Raw genomic sequence first — 23124 nt, 5'->3', positions numbered from 1 at the left:
ACGGAGGGCAGGACAGGGATGGCTGAACGTGCCACCTTCAGTTAAAAGCTAAAACGGTAACCGGCATTGAGCTGGCGTTGATCAAAGCGCTGACCGGTCGTTAAATCGGCTTCCAGATAAAGATGATGTGCGGTGTCTATATCGGCACTGACTCCCAGTCCGTTGCGCAAGGCATTTCCGCTGAGATCCGCTTTCTCCGTTGAACCGTTCAGAGCATATTGCATGCTGGCAGAAAACTCGCGTTCCACGCCGGTTTTGAAATAGACATTGTAATTCGTTGCTCCACTTTTCTGACTGTATCCTGCCAGCGCGCCTGCCCGACCGTTAACGGAATGATAATCTTTAAACGCAATAACCAGACCGTTGCTGGCCCGGGTCTGCGACCCTTTCTGCCGGCCTGCGGTAATCTGAGCCTGAGGTTCGAGATAAAAGCCCTGGTCATCAGGAGAGAAGTGAAAACGCCTGCCCGCCTCAACGGAAAATGTGAATCCATTTGATTTGGCCTGACCGGAGACCGGATTCTGCTGGCTATCTTTCACCATGAACTGATTGCGGATGCGGTTGATCTTAACGACCTGATCAACGTAAAAACCGTTGTCAGCGACCCAGGTCAGATAGCCCCCCACATGTTCTGATTTGGCCGTACCATCGCCCCCGCGGTAGTGAGGTGAGGCGTGGGTGGTCCCCATAAACAGGCCGCCTGACACGTTTATATCGTCGGCCAGATGCTTATCTGCGCCAAACTGATAGCCGCTGTAGCCCATTTCAAAGTCACTCAGTCTGCCGCCTGAGAAGGCGTTCAGTTTACCGCCGAAGCCCCGCAGCCAGACATTCCCTTTCGCATGGTCCTGACGGATGTCGCCCAGTCGCTGAAACAGGGTTTGCGTTTCGACATAGTTCATCAGGTAACTAACATGCAGGAAATTACCGCCTGCATCTGCCGTGGTGGTAATCGGGGGCGCTGGCGTCGGTGCCGGTTCAGGTTCAGGTTCAGGTTCTGGTTCTGGCGCAGGCTGCGGAGCAGGGGCTGGCTCTGGTGCCGGATCCGGAGCAGGATCCGGAGCGGGTTCTGGTTCCGGTGCTGATGCGGCGCCGGAAGAGTAGAGTTCCCAGTTCGTGCCGGTTTTACGCACTGAGTAGAGATAGCCGCCCAGTTCAATATCTGATGCTGTGGTAAAATTTGCTATCCCGTCAGGAGTTTCTGCCACGGTTAATAACTCATGGCCTGTTGTCGCCAGACTGCCCTGATTAACAAATGACAATGTGAAGTCACCCTGGCTGCTGTTGGTGACAACCAGCTTATCGCCATGGTTATTAATGCCATCACCTTCACCTGCCAGATCAACACGCATATTAAAATTACCATTACCTGACAGATCGGCAACGGTTAAGGTGGAATAATCGGATGCAGAGATTGACCGGGTAAAATCAATCCGCCCCTTATTCATGTTTAACCGGTCCACATTTGAATTTGCGCTGACATACCAGTCACTTTTATTTAAGGTCGTATTCAGATACCCCTGATTGAGACCGTCGCTGATGGCTGCGCCTTCCCAGACCGAGCCGGGCTGCAGCGCTAAATCAACGAAGCCGCTGCGGGAATAAACGGATCCTGTCATATTCAGTTTGCCGTCGATATTAACCACGCCCTGTGCGTAACCTGCATTATATTGCGTGGCGATGGCGAACTGATCTGGCGAGGCCATGGTGATATCGATATTACCGGTCAGATTGATCTCGCCGCCTGTCATTGCGTAAAGCGCCGCTCTGGGAGTCACTGAACTACTGATGGAAACATTATTCGCCGAGATATGACCCGCGTTCAGCGCCCACAATGCCATGTTGGCGCTGGTAATATCTGTCTCATCAAGCGTAACAGAGGAGCCAGACGTCTGGGCAGAAGCGGCATAAGCACCGCCTGAATGAAGGCTGTTTCGCTGTTCTGCTGTTCCTTTGAAGTTAATGATTGCTGACGTGCCGCTGGCGACGATGCTGCCAGCCTGTGCTGACGTCACATGGCTGCCGGGACCAATATCAGCAACGCCATTCTGACGCACCTCAAGACCAACAGAGCCGCTTCCTGTCGCGTTAATGGTCAGATTATCAGCGGTAAGTTCACCAAAGTTCCAGATACCAAAGGCGTTCGCGCCAGTTGTCGTGATGGTGCTTCCGGATCCCAGATTCGCGAGCGAATCGGCCTGCAGATTGAGGCCATAAGCAGAATCGCCTGTCGTGTTGAGCGTCAGTTGATTTGCGGTCAGTGATGTGCGGCGGGATGACTCTCTCCCATTCAGGGCATGGACCCTGATAGCGTGGCTTCCTCTGCCCTGAGTCGATAGGGTGCTGCCACTCCCCAGGTCCACGCGGGTGCCCGCATTGCTGACGCTGAGGCCAAAACCACCGTCTCCTGTCAGATTCACCGTAAGGGCTTCCGCTTTCAGCGATGACGCTCCCCGAATCAGGATACCGGAAGCGGTAGCGGTTCCGGTCACATTGACAGTGGTTCCCGTCCCCAGATCGGCAGTAATATCCTGACCCGTAATATTAATGCCCAGGGCACTATTTCCACTGATATTGAGAGTAAGTCCTTCCGCAAACAGCTGGCTCTCATTCCCCCAGATGACTACGCCGCGTGCATAATTATCGGCATCAGTAACGTTTATAAAAGCGCGACGACCCAGATTAACAATTCCGGTCTGATTGTAGGGATTGACGACGCCATATAGCCCGCCTGAATAGGTGGCGTCTCCGGTCAGAATGTCGCCATCATTCAGGGTTATATTCGCCCCTGTCTGGCTTCCGATATTCTCACCCGCCACGTTACCGCTCATCATAAATCCTGTCAGTAACGCCAGCGGCGTTAAACGACTCATTATCTTGTTCATCAGCAAAACATTCCCTGTGTAGCACGAAAAATCAACGCGCACACAGAAAGATTAATTATTCAATGTGCGGCTAAGCAGATACGTTTGAGCTGAGGATAATTTATCAGGGAAGGCGTATTCTATTTTTGATTTATCCCAAATGTGCCCCGGTTTCTATTATCAAAAGAGGGTTCTGGTTACAATAATGTTACGGGGGTGGGTAAATAAGGGGCTTTTCTTATGAGTGCGGGCTTGTGTGGGTTATTAATTAACTAAGAAGGTTACGGATATTATTAATTGGCAATACAGGGTTGGGCGGTAATAAGTGGCTTTATAAAAGCCACTTATTAAATTAGTTAAATGCGTAACTCACCGTGAATCCAGCGCTGTAATTACGACCGGGCGCAGACTCGAAATAACGGCCATTACTCTCGTTCACAATCACCGACCTCACGTAATGCCGGTCAAACAGGTTATCGACCCGCCCAAACAGATCCAGCGTCCACGCGTCCAGTTTCCATTTATAGCCACTGTTCAGTGCGGCCACCGTGTAAGAGGGGGTGTTAACGCTGTTTTGATCTTCAGCGGCAATCTGGCTCAGGTAGCGCACTTCACTTCCCGCATAGAAGCCCTCTTCGGGCAGGTAGCCCAGGCCTGCGTAGGCCATGTTGCGGGCAATGCCCGGAATACGGTTGCCGTCACAGCTGTCACTGCCGCAGGCATTGCTGGGATAGCGCGCTGATTTTTGTGATATTGTACTGTGTTAATTGTGGGTGGCTTAACCACACATAATACTAGGCAACATTATGTCTTTGAGAAGTATCAATTACCTCTGTTTTCCTGGCGTATCTATCGAACGTGGATAGAACAAATTTCCTGCATGGACGTTCAATGATTATCCATGCTGCAAAAGAAGCCGCAAGGCTCAAAGCCCAGAAAATCAGGCATCCTAACCAGTAGCTTTCTCTGAATAACAACGATGGAGCATAGTTAGCAATACAGCGAGCAATGATTTCATGCGTCATATAAAGTGAAAAGCTCGCCTCCCCCAGCAGAACCATCCACTTGCAACCAACAAATCTCGATGGCATGCCTCTTCCAAATGCGAAAACTGTAATAATAACAGCAAATATTGGAGCAGCCAGGGGTTTTATTAACCAACTGCCTAACACATGACCATCAAAATTGCTTAAAACCAGGTGGGGTAATTTTGACAATGCAAAAATGCCCAACAGAATTGCCGCCACCTCTAACAATGTGAAAACATATACATTAACAATCACCCGGTTCTTTATTTTTAACCAGAATGCACAAGCCAGGATTCCGGTTAAAAATTCAGTCAGTCTGACTAATGGCAGTGTTCCTGATGCCCACAAGTTGGGCCCCATAAGAGGATCGCCATAACTGAGAATAGGGAAGTTCATCTTCTGCAAAACAATAACAATTGACAGGCCAATCGCAATACTCAGTGTCAGCTTTAAGTGCCAGTTATGTTTCAATTTATAAGTCAGGAATGGAAACAGCACATAAAAGAACAACTCGACCGATATGCTCCATGAGGGGCCATTGAGAGAAAAGAAATATTTTGCGTATGGAATCCATGCATGCATCAAAAAAAGATTTGTCAGAATTTTTAACCATGCTGATGACTCACCCGGATACCCCCACGGAGATGGGAATATGCATAGAACCACTAAAAGGCAGGCAATATGCAAAGGCCATATTCTGGCAATTCTCGCAACAATAAACCTTATGGACTCTTTTTTATCAGAGATATTATTGTGAGTGTAATAGAGAATAAATCCAGATAAAACGAAAAAGAAGGTAACACCTAAATCAGCATCAATGCGAGCATCAATACTCTTACTTAAAGGATACATCCATGCGGTGTGATGGAAGGCAACCAGTGCAGCAGCAATGAACCTCATGCCAGAAAGCGATTTTAAAAGTTCCCGCATCAAAGTATGTCCGTTAGGTTTGAAAATTTGACGGCATTGTAGATGAACAAATCATGACTTAGAATAAATTATTGAAATAATCGAACAATTATTTATCAAAGCATAACCGTTATTAAGTTTAACTTTTAACCTGTTTCATATTTGCATAGTTTGGGGCGGGTCATTCGACATCTGAATTTCAGAGAAAAGGTTTACGCGCGGGGCGGCCTGGCGCATATCGTCGCCGCTGACCACGCTCAGGGCCGCGGGGGTATCGAGTTCGTTGAGCCCCTGTTCTGACGGTGCGGCGGTGACGACCAGGGTCGCGTCGTTATCCGCCGCCAGCAGCGGCAGCGGCAGCATGGCGGGCAACATGACCAGCGTCATCTGACGCAGAGAAATTATTTTCATTATAAGTCGCCTGGAAAAGAGAAGAGGTATTGAACCAGATGGAATAATTGTCGCGTATGGTAAGGGTTTGCCCGGTTGGGGTACACCGTTTCGGGCTGGATTTTTTCTCTGTTTACCGCCAGGCTGAAACGCAACTTTACTGGTCACGGGCATCCACCGTTGTGGGGTGCCGTCAGATAACTCAAGGGAGTCAGCATGAAACAACCTGAAGTAGCGGTTCTGGGATTAGGCGCAATGGGGCACGCATTTGCCGCTAATCTGCTGAAGAAAGGCTTTACCGTGCACGGCTGGAATCGCACCCGCGCACGCGGCGAAGATTTGCTGGACGCGGGGTTGCAGCTGGCTGACTCGCCGGACGAGGCGGTGCGGCAGGCGGATGTCGTGATCGCCATGCTGGCGGACGGTGATACCACTGAGCAGGTGCTGCATCAGGTTAAGGAAGCCCTTAAACAGGGTGCAACGCTGTGCCAGATGGGCACCATCGGGGTGGAAAAAACGGACGCGCTGATCGCCTTTTTCGCAGAGACCCGTCCCGATCTGCTGTTTATTGATGCGCCGGTTTCCGGCACCAAGGCACCGGCCGAAAACGCACAGATTCTGGTGCTCGCCAGTGGCGATCAGAGCCGGGCGCAGGCGGCAGAAGCGGTGTTTGCCGCCATCGGTAAAGGTACGCAATGGCTGGGCGAAGCGGGTAAAAGCAGCCGTATGAAGCTGGTGATCAACAGCTGGCTGATTGGCATGATGCAGAGCCTGGCAGAGAGTACCCAACTGGCAGCGCAGTTCGGCTTCTCCACCGACGATCTCTGGCAGGTGCTGGAGGGCGGTCCGCTCGCAGCCCCTTATGCAAAAATGAAGCTGGAGATGATGGCCCGCGATGACTACACCCCGCAGATGCATCTGGTCTGGGCGCTGAAGGATGCCCGACTGGCGCTGGATGCTGCAGAAACGCCGCTGCCGGCGCTGGAAAATATTTCCCGGCTCTGGCAGCAGGCGGTTGATGAAGGACACGGTGAAGAGGATCTGGCGGTGATCTACCGCTATCTGAAGGCGCAATGAGCCAGCAGCCGGTTGACTTCAGCCATCGTCCGCTGGTGCCGCTGGCGCACGACTACCTGCACGGTGCCAGTGAGCCCTGGCACCACCATACCTGCGCACAGCTGATCCACACGCTGAGCGGCGTGGTGCGGGTGGAAACGGAGTATGGCAGCTGGATCGTGCCACCGAGCCGCGGCGTCTGGCTGCCCGCGTTTACCCGTCATGCGTTGCAGATTACCGGCAGCGTCGCGGCGCGCACGCTGTTTATCGATCCGCTGGCACGCGCCGATCTGCCCGCCAGCTGTCAGGTGGTGCAGATTTCGCCGTTGCTGCGTGAGCTGATTGTTACCGCACTCGCGCTGCCGGTGCATTACGAGGCAGGCAGCCGGGCTGAGCGGGTAATGGAGTTGATTCTGGATGAAATTCGCGGCATGGATGTGCTGCCGTTTGCGCTGCCGACGCCACACAGCGCCCGGCTTCAGGCGCTGTGTGAGCAGATCCAGCAGACCCCCGGCGAAAACTGGACGCTACTGCGCGCCAGTACCCACCTGAACGTCTCGGGCCGGACGCTGGCCCGCCATTTTATGCGCGAAACCGGATTGCAGTTCAGCGACTGGGTGCGACGCGCCCGGCTGGCGATCGCCCTGACGCGACTGGCGCAGGGCGATGCGGTGCTGCGGGTGGCGCTGGAGCTGGGCTATGAAAGCCCCAGCGCCTTCAGTGCGATGTTTCGTCGCCTGCTGGGCGTGTCACCGACGGACTACTTTCCGCCGCCAGAAAGCAGCCCGCCGCGCTGAGCAGTGCCTGCAGGGCCGCACGGGTTGTGTCGTTGTCGATGCTCACACCCCATGCCCGCACCCCACGCGCATCCACACAGCTGATATAGGCCACGGAACGGCTGTCACTGCGCCGCCCCAGCGTATGTTCATGATAATCCTCAATGGTCAGATGAAGATCGAACGCGCCAGCGAGGGCATTGACCGCCGCCGACAGCCAGCCATTGCCCCGGCCGGTGAGCGTCACGGGACGCTCCTGACAGCGGACGCTGGCGCGCATCTGCGTCTGTCCGGCGCTGTCGCTCTGGCTGTCAGCCTGCTCCAGGGTGATTGCCGGCTGCGTCACACCGTAGCGGCGGCAAAAGAGCTGCCACAGCGCGTAGTGCGTCATCTCGCCACCGTGCCGGTCTGTCTCCTGCTGCACACAGCGGCTGAAATCCTGCTGCAGGGCACGCGGCAGCTGTAAACCGTGATTCTGTTCCAGCAGCCAGGCGGCTCCGCTTTTGCCTGACTGGCTGTTGACACGGATCACCGCCTCATAGCTGCAGCCGATATCGGCCGGGTCAAGGGGCAGGTAGGGCATCTGCCACAGCGTCTCCTGCTGTTCGGCGCGAATGGCGAACCCTTTTTTGATCGCGTCCTGATGCGAACCGGAGAAGGCGGTGAAGACCAGCTCCCCCGCGTAGGGATGGCGGGGATGCACCGGCAACTGGTTGCAGCGGGTCACCACCTCAATCACCTCCTGCATTTTGCTGAAGTCGAGCTGCGGCGAAACGCCCTGCGTGTAGAGATTCAGCGCCAGCGTGACCAGATCGACATTGCCGGTGCGCTCGCCGTTGCCAAACAGGCAGCCTTCAACCCGGTCAGCGCCTGCCAGCAGAGCCAGCTCCGCGCAGGCGACGCCGGTACCGCGATCGTTATGCGGATGGACGCTGATACAGACGGCATCGCGGCGGCTGAAGTGGCGGCAGAAATACTCGATCTGATCGGCATAGACATTCGGCGTATTCACCTCCACCGTGGCGGGCAGGTTGATGATCATCGGCCGCGTGACATCAGGCTGCCAGACATCCGCCACCGCCTCGCAAATCTCCAGAACGAACGCCGGTTCGGTGAAACAGAACGTCTCGGGTGAATATTGAAAGGTCCAGTGGGTTGCTGGCTGTGCCTCGCATCCGGCGCGGATCTGCCGCGCGCCTGCGGTGGCGAGGGCGATAATCTCCGCTTTGCTCTGTTTAAAAACCCGTTCGCGAAACAGCGGCGCAGTGGCGTTATAGAGATGCACAATGGCGCGCGGCACCCCCAGCAGCGATTCGAAGGTGCGGGCGATCAGATCGGCGCGCGCCTGTGTCAGCACCTGCAGCGTTACATCCTGCGGAATGCGCTGCTGTTTAATCAGATCGCGAACGAAATCAAAATCTGTCTGCGATGCTGAGGGAAAGGCGACCTCAATCTCCCGGAAACCGCAGCGCAGCAGCAGATCCCAGAAGGCCATCTTGCGCTCGCGATCCATCGGCTCTGCCAGCGCCTGATTGCCATCGCGCAGATCGGTAGAGAGCCAGCGCGGTGCCTGAGTGAGCTGGCGTGAAGGCCACTGACGATCGGGCAGCGACATCAGCGGGGCGGGACGGTATTTATCAGCGGGTTGCGTCAGCATCGGGTTCTCCTTGTTTTTTTATCAGTCTGCCGCCAGCGCCTCTCCGCCGCGCGCGCAATGCTGACAACCTGATGCGCAAAAGTGACAACACACAGCAAGGTGAATATGCAAGCAGCGCTGTTCCGCCTGAAGACGCAGAAGGCTGAAAAGGGAAGGCTCTGAGTTGATGTCAGACAGGTGAGCAACAGGCGCTGTAGTCAAAGACGATGCCTACAGCGTGGGCTGGTAAGATTACGTCGGGATCAGTGACGTTCTCACCTGAGGACAATCAGAGTCAGAACAGCGAGCGCTGTGCCGAGATAGCAGATTCCTGCAAACATCCACAGACGCACTAACGAGATCATCCAGCGGCTGACAGTGAGTCTGTTTTCGCCGAAAAAGGAGTAAGCAGGACTCTCCTTGCTGAGGGAGGCTATTGGTTTATTCCTGCTGAGATTAATGAAAAATCTGCACACCTGATAGGCGCCAAAAAAACCGGCCATGTGATAGAACGAACAGGGTGGCGGAAACTGATATTTCTCCAGGAACAGGGAAATGAGTCTGTCATACGCTTTTCTGTTAAAAGCGTACAGAAAGAAAGAGACGAAGATCAGAAAGCTACCAGCCAGGCCAGAAATCAGCCCCGCTCTTGAGATATAAAACTCAGTCACCTGTTGACCCCAGTAAATAATCCACTGCTTTTTCGCCTGCCATACTGCCAACATAGCCCCCCATCAGCGAACCCACTGCCGCACATGCAACACCTCCCGCCCCAGCGGTTGCTATACCAATGGCCGTACACGCCGCTAACGCAGCAGAACCTCCCCATGCACCGGCATACATTGCACCACCCGTCCCGATTGCAAATTTTGTGTAATCTCTTACAGCAATTTTCCTGCATTCACCTTCTCGCCCTATTGAACACGCATTCACTACTTCATTACTAGTCCCGACGAAAGCAAATCCGATTCCTATGTATCCTCCCATCTTAAGGAAACGGGCTGCTCTTGCTGCATTGCCAACATAATACGAATATCCAGGTATCCCACCTAATCCAACGGTGGACCACTCATGCACAATAGAACGGCTAGAGAGGTTCAGTGCTCGCTTCATATTTTCATACTGTTGGAACTTCACAATATGTCGGGTGAGCGATTTTAATAGCGGTTTATTGACCAGCTCCTTTAATTGATTCAGCAACTTATTACGTTCCACAAAAAATTGCTGGCTGATTAACGTGCCCTGAGTACGAAATTGATTCTGATAGCTGGCTTCAATTTTTTTTAGTGTCTGCTCAATGGCACTGAAATACTTTTCTCCTGCATCGCCCGTGATTCCAAAAACTTTATCTCCGGCACCTGTTAGCGCAGCGATCATTCCGTAATGTTTGTGCATAAATCCGGCATCGTCGTTATCTACGCCTATAAGTGCTGAGTTGGTTTTATTTTTAGCCTGCCGAAGTGCTTTAAGCATCTGCATTGTTAAGTGATCAGGCGTGTCAGGATCGGCAACGATTAATATCTGGCCCGGTTTCAGATAGCGCGTATCCGCATTGTGTTTCATAAATAGACTTGCAGCCGGAGAGCGAACATCCCTGAAGAGTTCGCGTGCCTGATACTCGAGCGTGCCAGGCCTTTCCACAACACAATATCCGGGGGATAAGTTACGCACCATGCCTCCATTCTCCTTCATTATTAGTGCAAAAAGTAATAGCACTTCAGATTCCTGAAAACTAAAATAAAGATAAATAATTTTGCTGAGTTACACAAAACTTTTATAAATTGTTGTGGTACTGTTTTAGGCCGTTTTCTTCGCTTTATACATCAGAAACTGCTTTTAAATCTTATTCATAAACTGATGCTCTCCAGCATCCGCCTGATTCCTGAATGTCGCTGAAATTCAGATCGGCGCATAAGACATGTTCTCTGCACTCTATCCTGAAATATTCAGGACAACACCCTGCGTGCGCTCCGGTTTGATGAATCTGCCGGGCGGGGGTAGCATGATCGCCTGTTTCTCCGGGTGAACACTTATGCTGATTTTTGACGGTCACAACGACCTGCTGCTTAACCTCTGGCTGCACCATCGCGATGCGCCTGCGCAGGCGTTTTATCAGGGTATTGAACGGGGCCACCTCGATTTCCCGCGCATTCAGCAGGGCGGCTTTGGCGGCGGGCTGTTTGCGATTTTTGTGCCGCCGCAGGAGTACATTGCCCGCACCGTGCCAGCCCGTGCCGGTGAATCCTGGCAACCGCTTGAGATCATGTGGCAGCAGCTGCAGATCCTGCAGCAACTGGCCGATGAATCAGGGGGCCGGGCGCGTCTCTGCCGCAGCGTGGAGGAGATTGCAGAGTGCCGGGCGGCGGGTGTGCTGGCGATGGTGGCGCATATCGAAGGGGCCGATGCGCTGGATGAAGAGGGCGAACAGCTGCACGCCTTCTGGCAGGCGGGGGTGCGCAGCATCGGGCCGTTCTGGAATCTGCCTAACCGCTTTGGTCAGGGCGTCAGCGGCAGCTTCCCCGGCTCACCCGATACCGGGCCGGGGCTGACCCCGGCCGGTGAACGGCTGATCCAGCAGGCCAGCGCGCTCAATATGATGATCGACGTCTCTCACATGAATGAAAAGGCCTTCCGGGACACTGCCCGGATCGCCGCTGCGCCGCTGGTCGCCAGCCACTCTAACGCGCACGCCCTCTGCCCGCAGCCGCGCAATCTCACGGATGCGCAGCTGATGGCGATCCGCGACAGCGGGGGGCTGGTCGGCATCAACTTCGGCAACGCGTTTCTGCGGGCGGACGGTAAACGCGATGCCGACACGCCATTAACAGAAATTGTTAAGCATTGTGATCACCTGTTGAGGATAATGGGCAGCGACCATGTGGCCTTTGGCTCCGATTTCGATGGCATCACCCCGCCGGATGCGCTGGGGGATGTCAGCGGGATGCCGCGTCTGCTCGCGGCTTTCCGGGAAGCGGGCTATGATCAGACACTGACAGAGAAGCTGGCATGGGGAAACTGGCAGCGGGTTTTACGTCTGACCGGGCTGTGATAACAATTTCCTTACGTCCGGACTTGATCCCGACGCGCCATTGGCGCACCATCTGCCTGGAAATTGTGACAGTGCTCTCATTTAATCGCTGTCACGCTGATTCCAGGCAGCTAAATTACTGTTAATAAAGAGGATATAAATTATGTGGAAAAAACCAACCTTCGTTGATCTGCGTCTCGGTCTGGAAGTGACTCTCTACATCTCCAACCGTTAATCGTTATGCCCGCCTTCTGAGCGGGCATTTTTTCAACTTCTGGTTTTCCTCTATGTTTATCAAAATCCTCGGTTCGGCCGCGGGTGGCGGGTTTCCGCAGTGGAACTGCAACTGCGCCAACTGCCACGGCGTGCGAAACGGCACGATTCAGGCCAGCATGCGTACACAGTCGTCGATTATCCTCAGCGATAACGGCGAGGACTGGGTGCTGTGCAATGCCTCTCCCGATATCAGCCAACAGATCCTGCATACGCCCGAGCTGACACGCAAAGGGGTACTGCGCGGCACCGCGATAGGTGCCATTATCCTGACCGACAGTCAGATCGATCACACCACCGGGCTGCTCAGCCTGCGTGAAGGCTGTCCGCATCAGGTATGGTGCACCCCTGAGGTGCATGCCGACCTCAGCACCGGCTTCCCCATCTTTCCGATGCTCAGCCACTGGAACGGCGGCTTACAGCACCGGCCCATTGCGCCACTGACGCCGTTCAGCGTTGATGTCTGTCGCGATCTGGTGTTTACCGCGATTCCGATCATCAGTAACGCGCCGCCATACTCGCCCTATCGCGATCGGCCGCTGCCGGGTCACAACGTGGCGCTGTTTATCGAAAACCTCGTCAGCGGCCAGACGCTGCTCTATGCACCCGGTCTGGGAGAGCCTGATGACGTCATCCTGCCGTGGCTGCACAGGGCAGACTGCCTGCTGATTGACGGCACCGTCTGGCAGGATGATGAGCTGCTCGCCACCGGCGTAGGCCACAACACCGGCAAGGCGATGGGCCATCTGGCACTGGCAGAAGAGCAGGGGCTGATGGCGCTGCTGGCGTCGCTGCCGGCAAAACGCAAAATTCTGATCCACATTAACAACACCAATCCGATCCTTAACGAGCAGTCACCCCAGCGTCAGTTTCTGACAGAGCAGGGCATAGAGGTGAGCTGGGACGGAATGGCGATCCACCTTCAGGGCTAAATCATGCAGATCACCGAAACGCTGTCGCCACAGGCTTTTGAACAGGCTCTGCGCGACAAGGGTGCGTACTACCACATTTATCACCCCTATCACATTGCGATGCACAACGGTCAGGCGACCCGCGAGCAGATTCAGGGGTGGGTGGCCAACCGCTTCTATTACCAGACCACCATTCCGCTGAAAGATGCGGCGATCATGGCGAACTGTCCCGATCCGGCCACCCGGCGCAAATGGGTGCAGCGCATCCTTGACCATGACGGCAGTAATGGCGAAGAGGGCGGCATCGAAGCCTGGCTGCGGCTGGGCGAGGCCGTCGGTCTGACGCGTGAGGAACTGCTGTCGGAGCAACACGTGCTGCCCGGCGTGCGTTTTGCGGTGGATGCCTACATTAACTTTGCCCGCCGCGCCAACTGGCAGGAGGCTGCGTGCAGTTCACTGACCGAGTTGTTCGCACCGCAGATCCATCAGTCGCGCCTCGACAGCTGGCCGCAGCACTATCCATGGATCAAAGAAGAGGGCTACTTCTACTTCCGCAGCCGCCTGGGTCAGGCGAACCGCGATGTGGAACATGGCCTGGCGCTGGCGCTGGACTTTTTCACCACCGCAGAGAGCCAGAACCGCATGCTGGAAATTTTGCAGTTTAAGCTCGATATTTTATGGAGCATGCTGGATGCGATGACCATGGCTTACGAGCTGAAACGTCCGCCTTATCACACCGTCACTGACAAGGCGGCGTGGCACACCACCCGACTGGTATAACAGATGAATGAGAACTCGATTGCCGCGTTTCGTCGCGGCTACCGCATGCAGTGGGAAGCCGCCCAGGAGAGCCACGTCGTGCTCTATCCGGAAGGGATGGCGAAACTGAATGAAACCGCCGCCGCCATTCTTGAGCTGGTGGATGGCAAACAGGATATCGCCGCGATTATCGCGACGCTCGACAGCCGTTTCCCGGAAGCGGGCGGCGTGGGTGCAGACGTTTTAGAGTTCCTGCAGTCAGCCTATGAACAGAAGTGGATACAGTTCCGTGACCCCGCATAAACCTGGCGTAAATCCGCCGCTCTGGCTGCTGGCCGAGCTGACCTATCGCTGCCCGCTGCAGTGTCCTTACTGCTCGAATCCGCTCGACTTTGCGCAGCAGGAGAAGGAGCTGACGACGGCGCAGTGGATTGAGGTGTTTCGCCAGGCGCGCGCCATGGGCAGCGTGCAGCTCGGCTTTTCCGGCGGCGAGCCGCTGACCCGTAAAGATCTGCCGGAGCTGATTAAGGCCGCGCGCGATCTCGGCTTCTATACCAACCTCATTACTTCCGGCATCGGCCTGACAGAGAAAAAGCTGGATGCCTTCAGCGAGGCGGGTCTGGACCATATCCAGATCAGCTTCCAGGCGAGTGATGAAACCCTGAATGCCGCGCTGGCAGGCTCGAAAAAGGCGTTTCAGCAGAAGCTGGAGATGGCGAAGGCGGTGAAGGCCCACGGCTATCCGATGGTGCTCAACTTCGTGCTGCATCGCCACAACATCGATCAGATCGATAAAATTATCGACCTTTGTATTGAGCTGGAAGCGGATGACGTCGAGCTGGCGACCTGTCAGTTCTACGGCTGGGCGCAGCTGAACCGCGAGGGCCTGCTGCCTACCCGTGAGCAGATCGCTCAGGCGGAAGCGGTGGTAAACCGTTACCGTGAGCGCATGAGCGCCAGTGGCAGCCTGACCAATCTGCTGTTTGTGACCCCGGACTATTATGAAGAGCGGCCCAAGCCCTGCATGGGCGGCTGGGGTGCCATCTTCCTCAGCGTCACGCCGGAAGGCACTGCGCTGCCGTGTCACAGTGCGCGCCAGCTGCCGGTGGAGTTTCCGTCGGTGCTGACGCAGAGTCTGGACGATATCTGGTACAACTCGTTCGGTTTTAACCGCTATCGCGGTTTCGACTGGATGCCAGAGCCGTGCCGCTCCTGTGACGAGAAAGAGAAAGACTTCGGCGGCTGTCGCTGCCAGGCGTATATGCTGACCGGCAACGCCGACAACACCGACCCGGTCTGCAGCAAATCACCGCATCACGGAAAAATCCTCGAAGCCCGCCGCGAGGCGGATTGCAGCGACATCAGGATTGGTCAGCTGCAGTTCCGCAACCGCAGCAACTCACAGCTGATCTACAAAACCCGGAACCTCTTATGATAACGCGCGGCCTGACGATCAATGGCCTGACGATTGAGCTGGTGCATCACGCCGACGCCAGTCAGGCCGCGGCGCTGATTCAGGTGGCGGCAGGCAGCCACGACGAGCCTGACCGCTGGCCAGGCCTGGCGCATCTGCTTGAGCATCTGCTCTTCACCGGCAGCACCGGCTGGCCTGATGAGGGGCGGCTGATGAGCTGGATCCAGGCGCAGGGTGGCAGGGTTAACGCCACCACGCAGGCCCGCCGCAGCGCCTTCTTCTTTGAGGTTACGCCGTCGCTGCTGGCTGACGGGCTGCTGCGATTGCAGGATATGATTGCCCATCCGCTGCTCGACAATCAGGCGATCGGGCAGGAAGTGGCAGTGATCGACGCAGAGTATCAGCTGTTACAGCGCCATCAGCCGACACGCACGGAGGCGGCACTGCTGCACGCCGCCACATCACCCCCCGCATTCCGCCGCTTCCAGGCAGGGAGTCGCGCCACCTTTGGCGATGATCTCCCCGCTCTGCAGCGGGCGCTGCGCCAGTTCCACCAGCGCTATTACGTTTCCGGCAATATGCGGCTCTGGCTGCAGGGACCGCAGACGCTGGATGAGCTGGAGCAGCTGGCGCGGGATTTCGCCGCCGGGCTGCCGTCCGGTCGCGCGCAGCAGGATCTGTCGCCGCCCGGACTGACAGGTGAGGCTGTCTGGCAGCTGGCGGAGGGCGTACCCGCGGCGCTGTGGCGCAGCTGGCTGCTGGACAGTAGTGACGGTGTCACGTTATGGCGTGAGTTTCTGCTCGATGAAGCGCCCGGTTCACTGCTGGCGACGCTGCGCGAGCGGAAGCTGGCGGAGGCGCTGGATCTGCAATGGATCTATCAGGCCGATGACGCGCACTGGCTGGCCCTGAAGGTGGAGACCGATCAGCCTGAGCTGACAGACAGCGTGATCGATGACTATCTGGCCGCGCTGCACCAGACCACTGAACCGCAGCATCAGCACTATCAGCGGCTGGCACAGCAGCGTTTTGCCGCGCTCGCGCCGCTGGATCAGTTACGCCAGCGCGCCTTCGGCTTTGCGCCGGATGAGGCAGAGTCTGCGTTGCCGCTGCTGCTGGCGTCGTTCTGCCGCGCGCCGCAAAGCTGGCTGATCTGCTCGCCGCAACCGGCGGCGGAGAATCTTGTCACGCAGGGATTCAGCCTGGCGCTCTCCCCACGGAATGCGTTTCCCCGCACAAAGCCATCCCCGGCCTCATTCACCTTTTATCCGCTCAGCAGCGCTGCCACCGCTGAACCGCTGCCTGCCACAGCGGTAGCCTTACCGCATCATCAGCCTGACGACGGGGACGCTACGCTGATCCTGCGCCCGGAGTTCTGGACAACCTTTACGCCGGAGAGGGGCCTGGCGCTGGAAAAACGGCTGCGTCCGCTGTTTGCCGCGCTGCGCCATCAGGGCGGTCATGGGCGCTGGCAGGAAGTGGAGGGGGTGTGGCAACTGACGCTGCAGCTGCCGCCGGATGCGGCGGTGGCCGACAGGGCGCTCAGCCTGATTGTGCCTGCTCTCACGCCGCCTGCCGAATCCGGGCCGACTCCGCCTGCGGAGAGCATCGCCATTCGTGCGCTGCTGCAGCAGTTACCCTATGAGCTGGCGGTAAACGTAGCGCCCGGCAGCTGGCGGGCGGCACTGAAAGGGGGCAACGCGGCGCTGCACGCCCTGATCGCCCGGCGGCTGAGTGCGCTGTCGCTGCCGGTCAACCCGGCCGCGCCGCCGACGCGCATGACGCCCCGGACCGGTCTGACGCGTCTGCCCCATGCCAGCACCGATAATGCGCTGCTGCTGTTTATCCCGCTGCAGCAGAGTGAACAGCTGGCTGCGCTGCGGGCGCTGGCCCTGATCTACGAGCCGCGCTTTTTCCAGCGCTATCGGGTCGAACAGCCGGTGGGCTACGTGGTCAGCAGCCGCTATCTGCGCTGCGCCGACGAAGACGGGGTGCTGTTTGCGTTGCAGTCACCCGACTACAGCGCGCTCTCCCTGCTGCGCTACTGCCGCAACTTCCTGCGCTCGCTGACGCCGACGCTGGCCGAGTGCGATCTGGTGGCACTGAAAACCCGCCTGCTCAGCCGAGAAAGCGACCAGCCGCTGGCACGGCTGCGTCAGGAGAATGGCCTGGCCGAACCCGATGCGGCGCAGATCCAGGCGCTGGATCTCAGGGATCTGCAGCAGCTGCATCGCACGCTGATGCAGGATCGCCGCCGCTGCCGGGTGCTGTTCACGGACGGAGAACGGACGCAGGCCTGGCAGAGAGTTGCTGAATTTATTTGAAAATTACCGACAAATCTCTTCACTGTCTAAAACGGGAAATTTGCACCACACTTAGTGCACTTTTGTCCGCATAAGGAATTGACCGTGAAGAACTTCAAACGTATTGCACTGCCCCTGTTAGCCGCTGCGACCCTGTATGCTCCCCTGTCCCAGGCTGAGGCGATGCACTACCAGCTGAACCCTGAGCATACGTCCGTCATCGTTGCCTGGAACCACTTCGGCTTCTCCAACCCGACCGCGGATATCCCGGATGCCACCGGTACGCTGGTGTTTGACAAAGATCATCCGGAAGCTTCACGCGTTGACGTGACCCTGCCGGTCAGCAAAATCGACAGCCACGTTGCGGCACTGACGAAAGAATTCAAAGGCGCGGACTATTTCGATACCGCGAAATACCCGACGGCCACCTTCCACAGCACAAAAGTGGTCGCGAAAGGCGACAACAAATTTGATGTTGAAGGTAACCTGACCCTGAAAGGGATCACCAAACCGGTTACGCTGCACGCTACGCTGAACAAGCAGGGCGAGCATCCGATGGTGAAGAAGCAGGCGATTGGTTTTGATGCCACCGGCACCATCAAACGTTCTGACTTCAAACTGGATAAATATGTGCCAGCGGTCAGCGACGAGGTCACCCTGACCCTGTCTACCGAAGCCTACGCGAAGTAACAGGCTGGCGGCGCAGCCCGTGCGGCTGCGCCACGTTTCTCACGCTGTCAGCCAGCCCTGCAGGCTCTCCAGCGTGACAGAAGCCCCGCCACAGACGATAACCAGCACCTTCTCTTCCGGCTTAAAGCTAATCTTCCCGTCATAGAGCATCGACAGCGACACGCCACAGGCGGGTTCTGTCAGAACACGATGATCGTCCAGAAAGCGGCGACAGGCGTTCACGGCTTCATCATCGGTCACCACCATCCCCCGGACGTCTGAACGGCGCGCCACCGTAAACGCATTTTCACACACCTGGCTGGCCGCCAGCGTCGTGGCAATGCCGCTGACGCTCTCCAGCGTGACCCGCTCGCCCGCTTTCAGCGCGGCGTTAAGGGAGGCGGTTCCCTCTGTTTCCACCGCATAAACCGGAATATGGCCGAGCTGATGTTTTTCCAGTCCCTGCATCACGCCGGAGAGCAGGCTGCCACCGCCTGTCGACAGGATGACGGCATCCGGACGCAGCCCTTCGTCGATCACTTCATCCACCAGCGTACTGATGCCATCCCACAGCAGCGGGTTGTCAAAGGGGTGAATATAGATATTCTCCGCTGTCGCCAGCGACAGGGCATACGCATTCGCTTCACTCCAGACCTTGCCGTGGACGATGAGCCTGGCGCCTTCCTGTTCAATAAGCTGTCTGGCGCGCGCCGAGGTGGTTTCAGGCACCACCACCGTGACCGGCAGCCCCAGCCGGCGGCCACTGTGGGCCACGGCAATACCCGCATTGCCGCCGGAGGAGCTGATAAAGGCTTTTGCGCCCTGCGCGGCGTAATGGCGGCAGATGTGGGCCGCACTCCGGAGCTTAAATGATCCGGTCGGCTGCGCTGATTCCATTTTCAGCCAGACATGGCTCCCGCTGAGCTGACTGAGTGGCAGGGAGTAAATGAGCGGGGTGTGGATACTGATTTCCATGCGTCTTATCCTGGTCAAAGGCGTTGATGACAAACCGGCTGACTGTCAGGCCGGGGGTGCGGAAGAGCAGCGTCGGACAGAGGAGGCGTCCGCCTCGCCGAAGATAAGGCGCACGATTCTCCTTACAAATCATCATGCTTCTGCTGCATTTTCTGTCGGCTTTAATCGTTATACAGAAGAGTGTTACCTGTTCGCAACAGCGATGCTGAATCTGATTAACATGACGATGGGCAGGGGATATCGGCATCCTTTTATCCGCCGGCCGGCGGCGAAACCCGAAAAAATGAGGTGAAAGTCACAAATTCGCAACATCACTGTCTCGCCTGATTCCGGCTTTTTCCGCCGTTCTCCCCATCCCGCCAGCCCGCACGCTAACCCGATGATTTATATCGATTCGTCTCAGGCGTAATAAGTCGGAATAGCGTGATTCACATCACAAATCATGCGCCTCACAACCCGCTGTCAATATTCCGGCCAGTGAAAAACCGCTCATAAATGTGACCTCACCTGCAAAGTGCAACTCCGCTAACCGGAAGAATGACCCTCAGCAGATTCAGCCAGCGAGGAGAGGATGATGCGGATTGGAATGGTCATCAGTGGCGGCGATGTCACCGGGATTAATAATTTTGTTTTTCAGATTGGCCGTCTGACCCAGGCCGGGATGGTGATATTTGACGGCGGCATTCCCGGCCTGCTGGCCAATAACCACCGTGAAATCAGCCAGCGCGATCTGCTGGACTTCTCCATCGCCGCGATTCCGGTCATTCAGTCGGGACGCACCGAAAAAAAACTGGTGCAGAGCGAGTACGAGCTGATTGCACGCCAGCTGAAAAACGCCCGGATTGACGTATTGATTCTGGCGGGCGGTGACGGATCGCTGCAGTTTCTTCACATGCTCTCACAGAGCGGGGTGAACTGCTTTGGTGTCGGCATGACCATCGACAACGATGTTTTCGGCAGTGATTACACCCTGGGCTTTTCCACCGCCTGCGAGCAGGTCTTAAAAGAGGTGGCGAAGCTGCGTAATACCGGGCGCGCCTTACCGGGCCGGGTATTTATGGTGGAGCTGCTCGGCGGCTACTGCGGTGAATTGACCCTGCAGTCCGCGATTAAAGCCAACGCGGATATTGCGCTGATCCCGGAGTGCCAGATCCCGGTGCCGCAGCTGGCGCAGCGCATTACCCGGCGGCTGGAGCAGCAGAACAGCGTGGTGATTCTCTGTTCAGAAGGTTACACCCGGGAATATTCGCCCGGTTTTCAGGGCGCTATCGACACCTTAATCAAACAGCTTGAACCCCTGATTGGCGTTCGGATCCGTAAAACTATTCTCGGTTACGGACTGCGTAATGGTGACCCCACCTGCGAAGAGATTTATCAGGGCACCATTATGGCCAGTGAGGTGGTGCGTTGTATTCAGTCAGGCATGCGGAATAAAGCGGTCATTATTAACGGCAGCAATAAACCGATCCCGATTGATTTAATAAGCATGCAAAAACGCCTGGTCGATATTGACGGGCACTATTACAAACTCGCTAAACAACTCAACATCGTGTGAGGAGAAGAACATGCTGAAAATATTATGTGTCTGTGGTTGTGGATTAGGCTCCAGTTTTGCCATTGAGATGAGCGCAAAGGCCGTTTTAAAAAAACTGGAAATTGAGGCTGATATCGATCACACCACCATTTCAGAAGCGAATGCGTTTAAGTCAGATATGATCCTGACGCAAAAAGCCTTTGCCGATGTGTTAAATGCGGATGCCACACCAGAGCAGATTAAACGGGTCATTATTCTTAACCGGCTCACCGATAAAGCGGAAATAGAGCAGAAGATCCTGGCCTTTTTAAAAGAACGCAACCTCAAGGTCGCCGCCCATGAATAGTGTGATTGATTTTCTGGTCAAAGATCTGCTGGGACAGGCATCGATTCTGATCGCCTTTATTGCCCTTATCGGTCTGCTGCTGCAAAAAAAATCGGCAGGGAAGGTGATGGAAGGCACCTTTAAAACTCTGCTCGGATTTTTAATTATGATGGCGGGTATCAATATTATTGTCGGCACGCTGACCTTTCTGAATACCATCTTTACCCACGGCTTTGGCATGCGCGGTTATATCACCGATGTGGCCGCCATTGCCGGGCTGGCAAACCGTGAGCTGGGGTCGGAAGTGGCGCTGACGCTGCTGGCGATCTTTATCGTCAACATCATTATCGCGCGCCTGACGCCCTTTAAGTACATCTTCCTGACGGGACAGGCGCTGCTCTGGATGGCGACGATCGGCGCCGTCATCGGTTACAAAGCGGGACTGACCGGCCTGCCGCTGATCCTGACCGGCGGCATCTTCGGCGGCATCATGGCGGTCATCATGCCTGCGCTGGCGCAGCCGGTGGTGCGGCGCATTACCGAGTCGGATGATGTCGCGCTGGGTCACTTCTGCACCATTGGCTATCTGGTCACGGCTGCGGTCGCCAGAGTGGTCGGCAAAGGCTCCCGCTCAACCGAAGATCTGAAGCTGCCGGATAACTTTAAGTTTCTGCAGGACACCTATCTGTCGATGGCGCTGGTGATGGTGCCGATGTATCTGATCCCCGCCCTGGCCGCCGGTCCGGCCTTCATCGCTCAGTACAGCAACGGCATGAACTACCTGATGTACGCCTTTATGCAGTCGATTCAGTTTGTTGCCGGGGTGTTTGTGCTCTACAGCGGCGTTCGGCTGCTGCTTAACGAGCTGGTGCCTGCGTTCCGCGGTATCGCCATGCGCGTGGTGCCGGATGCGAAACCGGCGCTGGACTGTCCGGTGATGTTTCCTTACGCCCCTAATGCGGTGATTGTCGGCTTCCTCGCCACCACGCTCGGCTCCATCGTCGGCATGCTTCTCTTCCCGATGATGGGTCTGGCGATGATCCTGCCGGGCCTGCTGACCAACTTCTTTGCCGGGGGCACCGCCGGGGTCTTTGGTAACGCCATGGGCGGGCGGCGCGGCGCGATGATCGGCGGCTTTGTTCACGGCCTCTTTATCACGTTCCTGCCCGCCATCCTGGTGCCGATGCTGGAAAGCTACGGCTTCACTGGCGTGACCTTCAGCGATTCCGACGTCATCAGTACCGGACTGGTACTCGGCCACGCTTTCCAGAATAACTGGCTGTTCGTCGCCCTGTTTATTGCCTTTGTTACCGCGCTTGCCTGGTTTGTTAATGGCAAATCCACCCGACCTCACGAGGAAAAAATCCATGAAACTTTATAATTTCGCCGACCTGCTTCAGCTGGCTAAACAGCGTGACTTTAAAGCGGTGGGATCTTTTAATCTGCACTGTCTGGAGATGCTGCCCGCCTATTTTAAAGCGGCAGAGAAAACCAGCAGCCCGTTAATGATCCAGATCTCCACCGGTACGGCGAAATATCTCGGCCATAAGCTGCTGGTCGACGCCATTAAATCGCTGTCAGAGAGCACCGGCGTGCCGACGTGTCTGCATCTCGATCACTGCTCGGATCTGACGGCTATTCAGACGGCGATCGACGCCGGCTTCAGCTCTGTCATGTATGACGGCTCTCATCTGCCGATTGAGGAGAATATTGCCAACACCCGTCGGGTGATCGATATGGCGCGACCGCACAACGTCTCGGTCGAGGCGGAGCTGGGGGCGATTGGCGGCTCGGAGGATGGCAAAAGCCTGGAGATGGAGGCGATTGCCTTTACGCCGGTGGAGGATGCGCGTCGCTTCGTGGAGGAAACCGGCGTCGATATGCTGGCAATCTCCATCGGCACCGTGCACGGGCTTTACACCGGTAAGGCGCACATTCAGCATCAGCGTCTGGCCGATATTACGGCGGCCACCCGCACGCCGCTGGTTCTGCACGGCGGCACCGGGGTCAGCGATGAAGATATGCGGCTGGCGGTGAGCAGCGGGATTGAAAAGGTCAACGTCGGAACGGAAATGAACGTTCAGTGGGTGGCACAGTGCAAATCGACCTTTGAAAAAGGCAAGGTCAATGACAGCGTGCGTAATTTCCTGGTGCCGGCAAATGACGCGGTGACCAACGTGCTGGTGGAGAAGATGCAGTTATTCCGCTGATCGCCGGATCGGTTATCAGTCAGTCGTAACGTTTTTATTTTCATGCCTTAACTGAACCCCTGAA

The 23124-nt window shown here is 56.2% G+C and carries 21 protein-coding genes and 2 pseudogenes; 15 read left to right on the top strand and 8 right to left on the bottom strand.

Annotated features, from left to right (window positions below; all coding sequences use genetic code 11):
• Nucleotides 1-41: 41 nt before the first annotated feature.
• From OXR04_RS04655 to OXR04_RS04640, 4 genes and pseudogenes are all read right to left on the bottom strand, one after another.
• Complete coding sequence (locus OXR04_RS04655; RefSeq protein ID WP_267369359.1) at nt 42-2873, bottom strand: autotransporter outer membrane beta-barrel domain-containing protein; 2832 nt, start codon at nt 2871-2873, stop codon at nt 42-44.
• Between the two features lie 343 nt (nt 2874-3216).
• Nucleotides 3217-3603, bottom strand: a pseudogene (locus tag OXR04_RS04650) (TonB-dependent receptor); the annotation flags it as partial.
• 55 nt (nt 3604-3658) lie between these two features.
• Nucleotides 3659-4822: an acyltransferase gene (locus OXR04_RS04645; protein WP_267369358.1), complete on the bottom strand. Its 1164-nt coding sequence runs from the start codon at nt 4820-4822 to the stop codon at nt 3659-3661.
• Between the two features lie 138 nt (nt 4823-4960).
• Nucleotides 4961-5212 (bottom strand): annotated as a pseudogene (locus OXR04_RS04640) (hypothetical protein); the annotation flags it as partial.
• Nucleotides 5213-5407: 195 nt separating this feature from the next.
• Here OXR04_RS04640 and OXR04_RS04635 point away from each other — a divergent pair.
• Nucleotides 5408-6268, top strand: coding sequence for an NAD(P)-dependent oxidoreductase (locus OXR04_RS04635; RefSeq protein ID WP_267369357.1), 861 nt, complete (start codon nt 5408-5410; stop codon nt 6266-6268).
• On the top strand, nt 6265-7044 hold the full coding sequence (locus OXR04_RS04630) for a helix-turn-helix transcriptional regulator (protein WP_140028517.1): 780 nt from the start codon (nt 6265-6267) through the stop codon (nt 7042-7044). Before OXR04_RS04635 ends, OXR04_RS04630 begins: the two co-directional genes overlap by 4 nt.
• Here the strand turns inward: OXR04_RS04630 and leuA are convergent.
• The 3 genes from leuA to OXR04_RS04615 form a co-directional block, all read right to left on the bottom strand.
• Nucleotides 6965-8680, bottom strand: coding sequence for a 2-isopropylmalate synthase (leuA, locus tag OXR04_RS04625; protein ID WP_267369356.1), 1716 nt, complete (start codon nt 8678-8680; stop codon nt 6965-6967). The two genes, OXR04_RS04630 and leuA, sit on opposite strands and share 80 nt — an antisense overlap.
• Before the next feature lie 254 nt (nt 8681-8934).
• Nucleotides 8935-9330, bottom strand: a complete 396-nt coding sequence (locus OXR04_RS04620; protein ID WP_052722464.1) for a hypothetical protein — start codon at nt 9328-9330, stop codon at nt 8935-8937.
• Nucleotides 9323-10333, bottom strand: a complete 1011-nt coding sequence (locus tag OXR04_RS04615) for a hypothetical protein (protein ID WP_267369355.1) — start codon at nt 10331-10333, stop codon at nt 9323-9325. The genes OXR04_RS04620 and OXR04_RS04615 overlap by 8 nt, the downstream gene beginning before the upstream one ends.
• Before the next feature lie 358 nt (nt 10334-10691).
• On the opposite strand from OXR04_RS04615, the gene OXR04_RS04610 reads away from it, so the two are divergent.
• The 8 genes from OXR04_RS04610 to OXR04_RS04575 all read left to right on the top strand — a co-directional run bounded on the left by OXR04_RS04610 (nt 10692) and on the right by OXR04_RS04575 (nt 18037).
• A complete protein-coding gene (locus OXR04_RS04610; RefSeq protein WP_267369354.1) occupies nt 10692-11708 on the top strand; it encodes a dipeptidase in 1017 nt (338 codons plus the stop codon).
• A gap of 142 nt (nt 11709-11850) precedes the next feature.
• Complete coding sequence (gene pqqA / locus OXR04_RS04605; protein ID WP_009090272.1) at nt 11851-11922, top strand: pyrroloquinoline quinone precursor peptide PqqA; 72 nt, start codon at nt 11851-11853, stop codon at nt 11920-11922.
• A gap of 52 nt (nt 11923-11974) precedes the next feature.
• On the top strand, nt 11975-12892 hold the full coding sequence (pqqB, locus tag OXR04_RS04600) for a pyrroloquinoline quinone biosynthesis protein PqqB (RefSeq protein WP_267369353.1): 918 nt from the start codon (nt 11975-11977) through the stop codon (nt 12890-12892).
• A 3-nt stretch (nt 12893-12895) separates the two neighbouring features.
• The gene (gene pqqC, locus OXR04_RS04595) at nt 12896-13651 is read left to right on the top strand and encodes a pyrroloquinoline-quinone synthase PqqC (protein WP_009090267.1); all 756 of its coding nucleotides are present in this window, start codon (nt 12896-12898) and stop codon (nt 13649-13651) included.
• A 3-nt stretch (nt 13652-13654) separates the two neighbouring features.
• On the top strand, nt 13655-13933 hold the full coding sequence (gene pqqD / locus OXR04_RS04590; RefSeq protein WP_046101796.1) for a pyrroloquinoline quinone biosynthesis peptide chaperone PqqD: 279 nt from the start codon (nt 13655-13657) through the stop codon (nt 13931-13933).
• Nucleotides 13920-15065 carry a pyrroloquinoline quinone biosynthesis protein PqqE gene (gene pqqE, locus OXR04_RS04585; protein ID WP_267369352.1) on the top strand — a complete coding sequence of 382 codons (1146 nt, stop codon included), beginning with the start codon at nt 13920-13922 and terminating at the stop codon, nt 15063-15065. Before pqqD ends, pqqE begins: the two co-directional genes overlap by 14 nt.
• On the top strand, nt 15062-17368 hold the full coding sequence (gene pqqF, locus OXR04_RS04580; protein ID WP_267369351.1) for a pyrroloquinoline quinone biosynthesis protein PqqF: 2307 nt from the start codon (nt 15062-15064) through the stop codon (nt 17366-17368). The genes pqqE and pqqF overlap by 4 nt, the downstream gene beginning before the upstream one ends.
• An 84-nt stretch (nt 17369-17452) precedes the next feature.
• On the top strand, nt 17453-18037 hold the full coding sequence (locus OXR04_RS04575; RefSeq protein ID WP_046101799.1) for a YceI family protein: 585 nt from the start codon (nt 17453-17455) through the stop codon (nt 18035-18037).
• A 39-nt stretch (nt 18038-18076) separates the two neighbouring features.
• On the opposite strand, the gene OXR04_RS04570 is transcribed toward OXR04_RS04575, so the two are convergent.
• Entirely contained in the window at nt 18077-18991 is a 915-nt protein-coding gene (locus OXR04_RS04570) for a pyridoxal-phosphate dependent enzyme (protein WP_267369350.1), read from the bottom strand.
• Here OXR04_RS04570 and OXR04_RS04565 point away from each other — a divergent pair.
• The 5 genes from OXR04_RS04565 (at nt 18990) to OXR04_RS04545 (ending at nt 23060) form a co-directional block, all read left to right on the top strand.
• Entirely contained in the window at nt 18990-19283 is a 294-nt protein-coding gene (locus OXR04_RS04565) for a hypothetical protein (RefSeq protein WP_265135883.1), read from the top strand. The two genes, OXR04_RS04570 and OXR04_RS04565, sit on opposite strands and share 2 nt — an antisense overlap.
• A 282-nt stretch (nt 19284-19565) precedes the next feature.
• Nucleotides 19566-20546 (top strand): 6-phosphofructokinase, encoded by a 981-nt coding sequence (locus OXR04_RS04560; protein ID WP_058958230.1) that lies wholly within the window; start codon nt 19566-19568, stop codon nt 20544-20546.
• Between the two features lie 10 nt (nt 20547-20556).
• A complete protein-coding gene (locus OXR04_RS04555) occupies nt 20557-20871 on the top strand; it encodes a PTS sugar transporter subunit IIB (protein ID WP_009090254.1) in 315 nt (104 codons plus the stop codon).
• Nucleotides 20864-22231, top strand: a complete 1368-nt coding sequence (locus OXR04_RS04550) for a PTS sugar transporter subunit IIC (protein WP_009090252.1) — start codon at nt 20864-20866, stop codon at nt 22229-22231. Before OXR04_RS04555 ends, OXR04_RS04550 begins: the two co-directional genes overlap by 8 nt.
• On the top strand, nt 22218-23060 hold the full coding sequence (locus OXR04_RS04545) for a class II fructose-bisphosphate aldolase (RefSeq protein ID WP_009090250.1): 843 nt from the start codon (nt 22218-22220) through the stop codon (nt 23058-23060). The genes OXR04_RS04550 and OXR04_RS04545 overlap by 14 nt, the downstream gene beginning before the upstream one ends.
• The last annotated feature ends 64 nt before the right edge of the window (nt 23061-23124 follow it).

The sequence above is a fragment of the Pantoea sp. GM_Pan_3 genome, assembly GCF_026541045.1.
In the GTDB taxonomy this organism is placed as follows: Bacteria; Pseudomonadota; Gammaproteobacteria; order Enterobacterales; family Enterobacteriaceae; genus Pantoea; species Pantoea anthophila.
Note: the sequence above shows the minus strand (reverse complement) of the source record. Positions and strands in the feature narration are given on the sequence as shown.

Coding starts and splice junctions, on each gene's coding strand:
- OXR04_RS04550 (WP_009090252.1), top strand. CDS start 20,864: ATGAATAGTGTGATTGATTTTCTGGTCAAAGATCTGCTGGGACAGGCA.
- OXR04_RS04560 (WP_058958230.1), top strand. CDS start 19,566: ATGCGGATTGGAATGGTCATCAGTGGCGGCGATGTCACCGGGATTAAT.
- OXR04_RS04545 (WP_009090250.1), top strand. CDS start 22,218: ATGAAACTTTATAATTTCGCCGACCTGCTTCAGCTGGCTAAACAGCGT.
- OXR04_RS04570 (WP_267369350.1), bottom strand. CDS start 18,991: ATGGAAATCAGTATCCACACCCCGCTCATTTACTCCCTGCCACTCAGT.
- OXR04_RS04555 (WP_009090254.1), top strand. CDS start 20,557: ATGCTGAAAATATTATGTGTCTGTGGTTGTGGATTAGGCTCCAGTTTT.
- pqqD (WP_046101796.1), top strand. CDS start 13,655: ATGAATGAGAACTCGATTGCCGCGTTTCGTCGCGGCTACCGCATGCAG.
- pqqB (WP_267369353.1), top strand. CDS start 11,975: ATGTTTATCAAAATCCTCGGTTCGGCCGCGGGTGGCGGGTTTCCGCAG.
- pqqF (WP_267369351.1), top strand. CDS start 15,062: ATGATAACGCGCGGCCTGACGATCAATGGCCTGACGATTGAGCTGGTG.
- OXR04_RS04610 (WP_267369354.1), top strand. CDS start 10,692: ATGCTGATTTTTGACGGTCACAACGACCTGCTGCTTAACCTCTGGCTG.
- OXR04_RS04635 (WP_267369357.1), top strand. CDS start 5,408: ATGAAACAACCTGAAGTAGCGGTTCTGGGATTAGGCGCAATGGGGCAC.
- OXR04_RS04645 (WP_267369358.1), bottom strand. CDS start 4,822: ATGCGGGAACTTTTAAAATCGCTTTCTGGCATGAGGTTCATTGCTGCT.
- OXR04_RS04615 (WP_267369355.1), bottom strand. CDS start 10,333: ATGGTGCGTAACTTATCCCCCGGATATTGTGTTGTGGAAAGGCCTGGC.
- OXR04_RS04655 (WP_267369359.1), bottom strand. CDS start 2,873: ATGAGTCGTTTAACGCCGCTGGCGTTACTGACAGGATTTATGATGAGC.
- OXR04_RS04565 (WP_265135883.1), top strand. CDS start 18,990: ATGCGTCTTATCCTGGTCAAAGGCGTTGATGACAAACCGGCTGACTGT.
- pqqC (WP_009090267.1), top strand. CDS start 12,896: ATGCAGATCACCGAAACGCTGTCGCCACAGGCTTTTGAACAGGCTCTG.
- OXR04_RS04630 (WP_140028517.1), top strand. CDS start 6,265: ATGAGCCAGCAGCCGGTTGACTTCAGCCATCGTCCGCTGGTGCCGCTG.
- leuA (WP_267369356.1), bottom strand. CDS start 8,680: ATGCTGACGCAACCCGCTGATAAATACCGTCCCGCCCCGCTGATGTCG.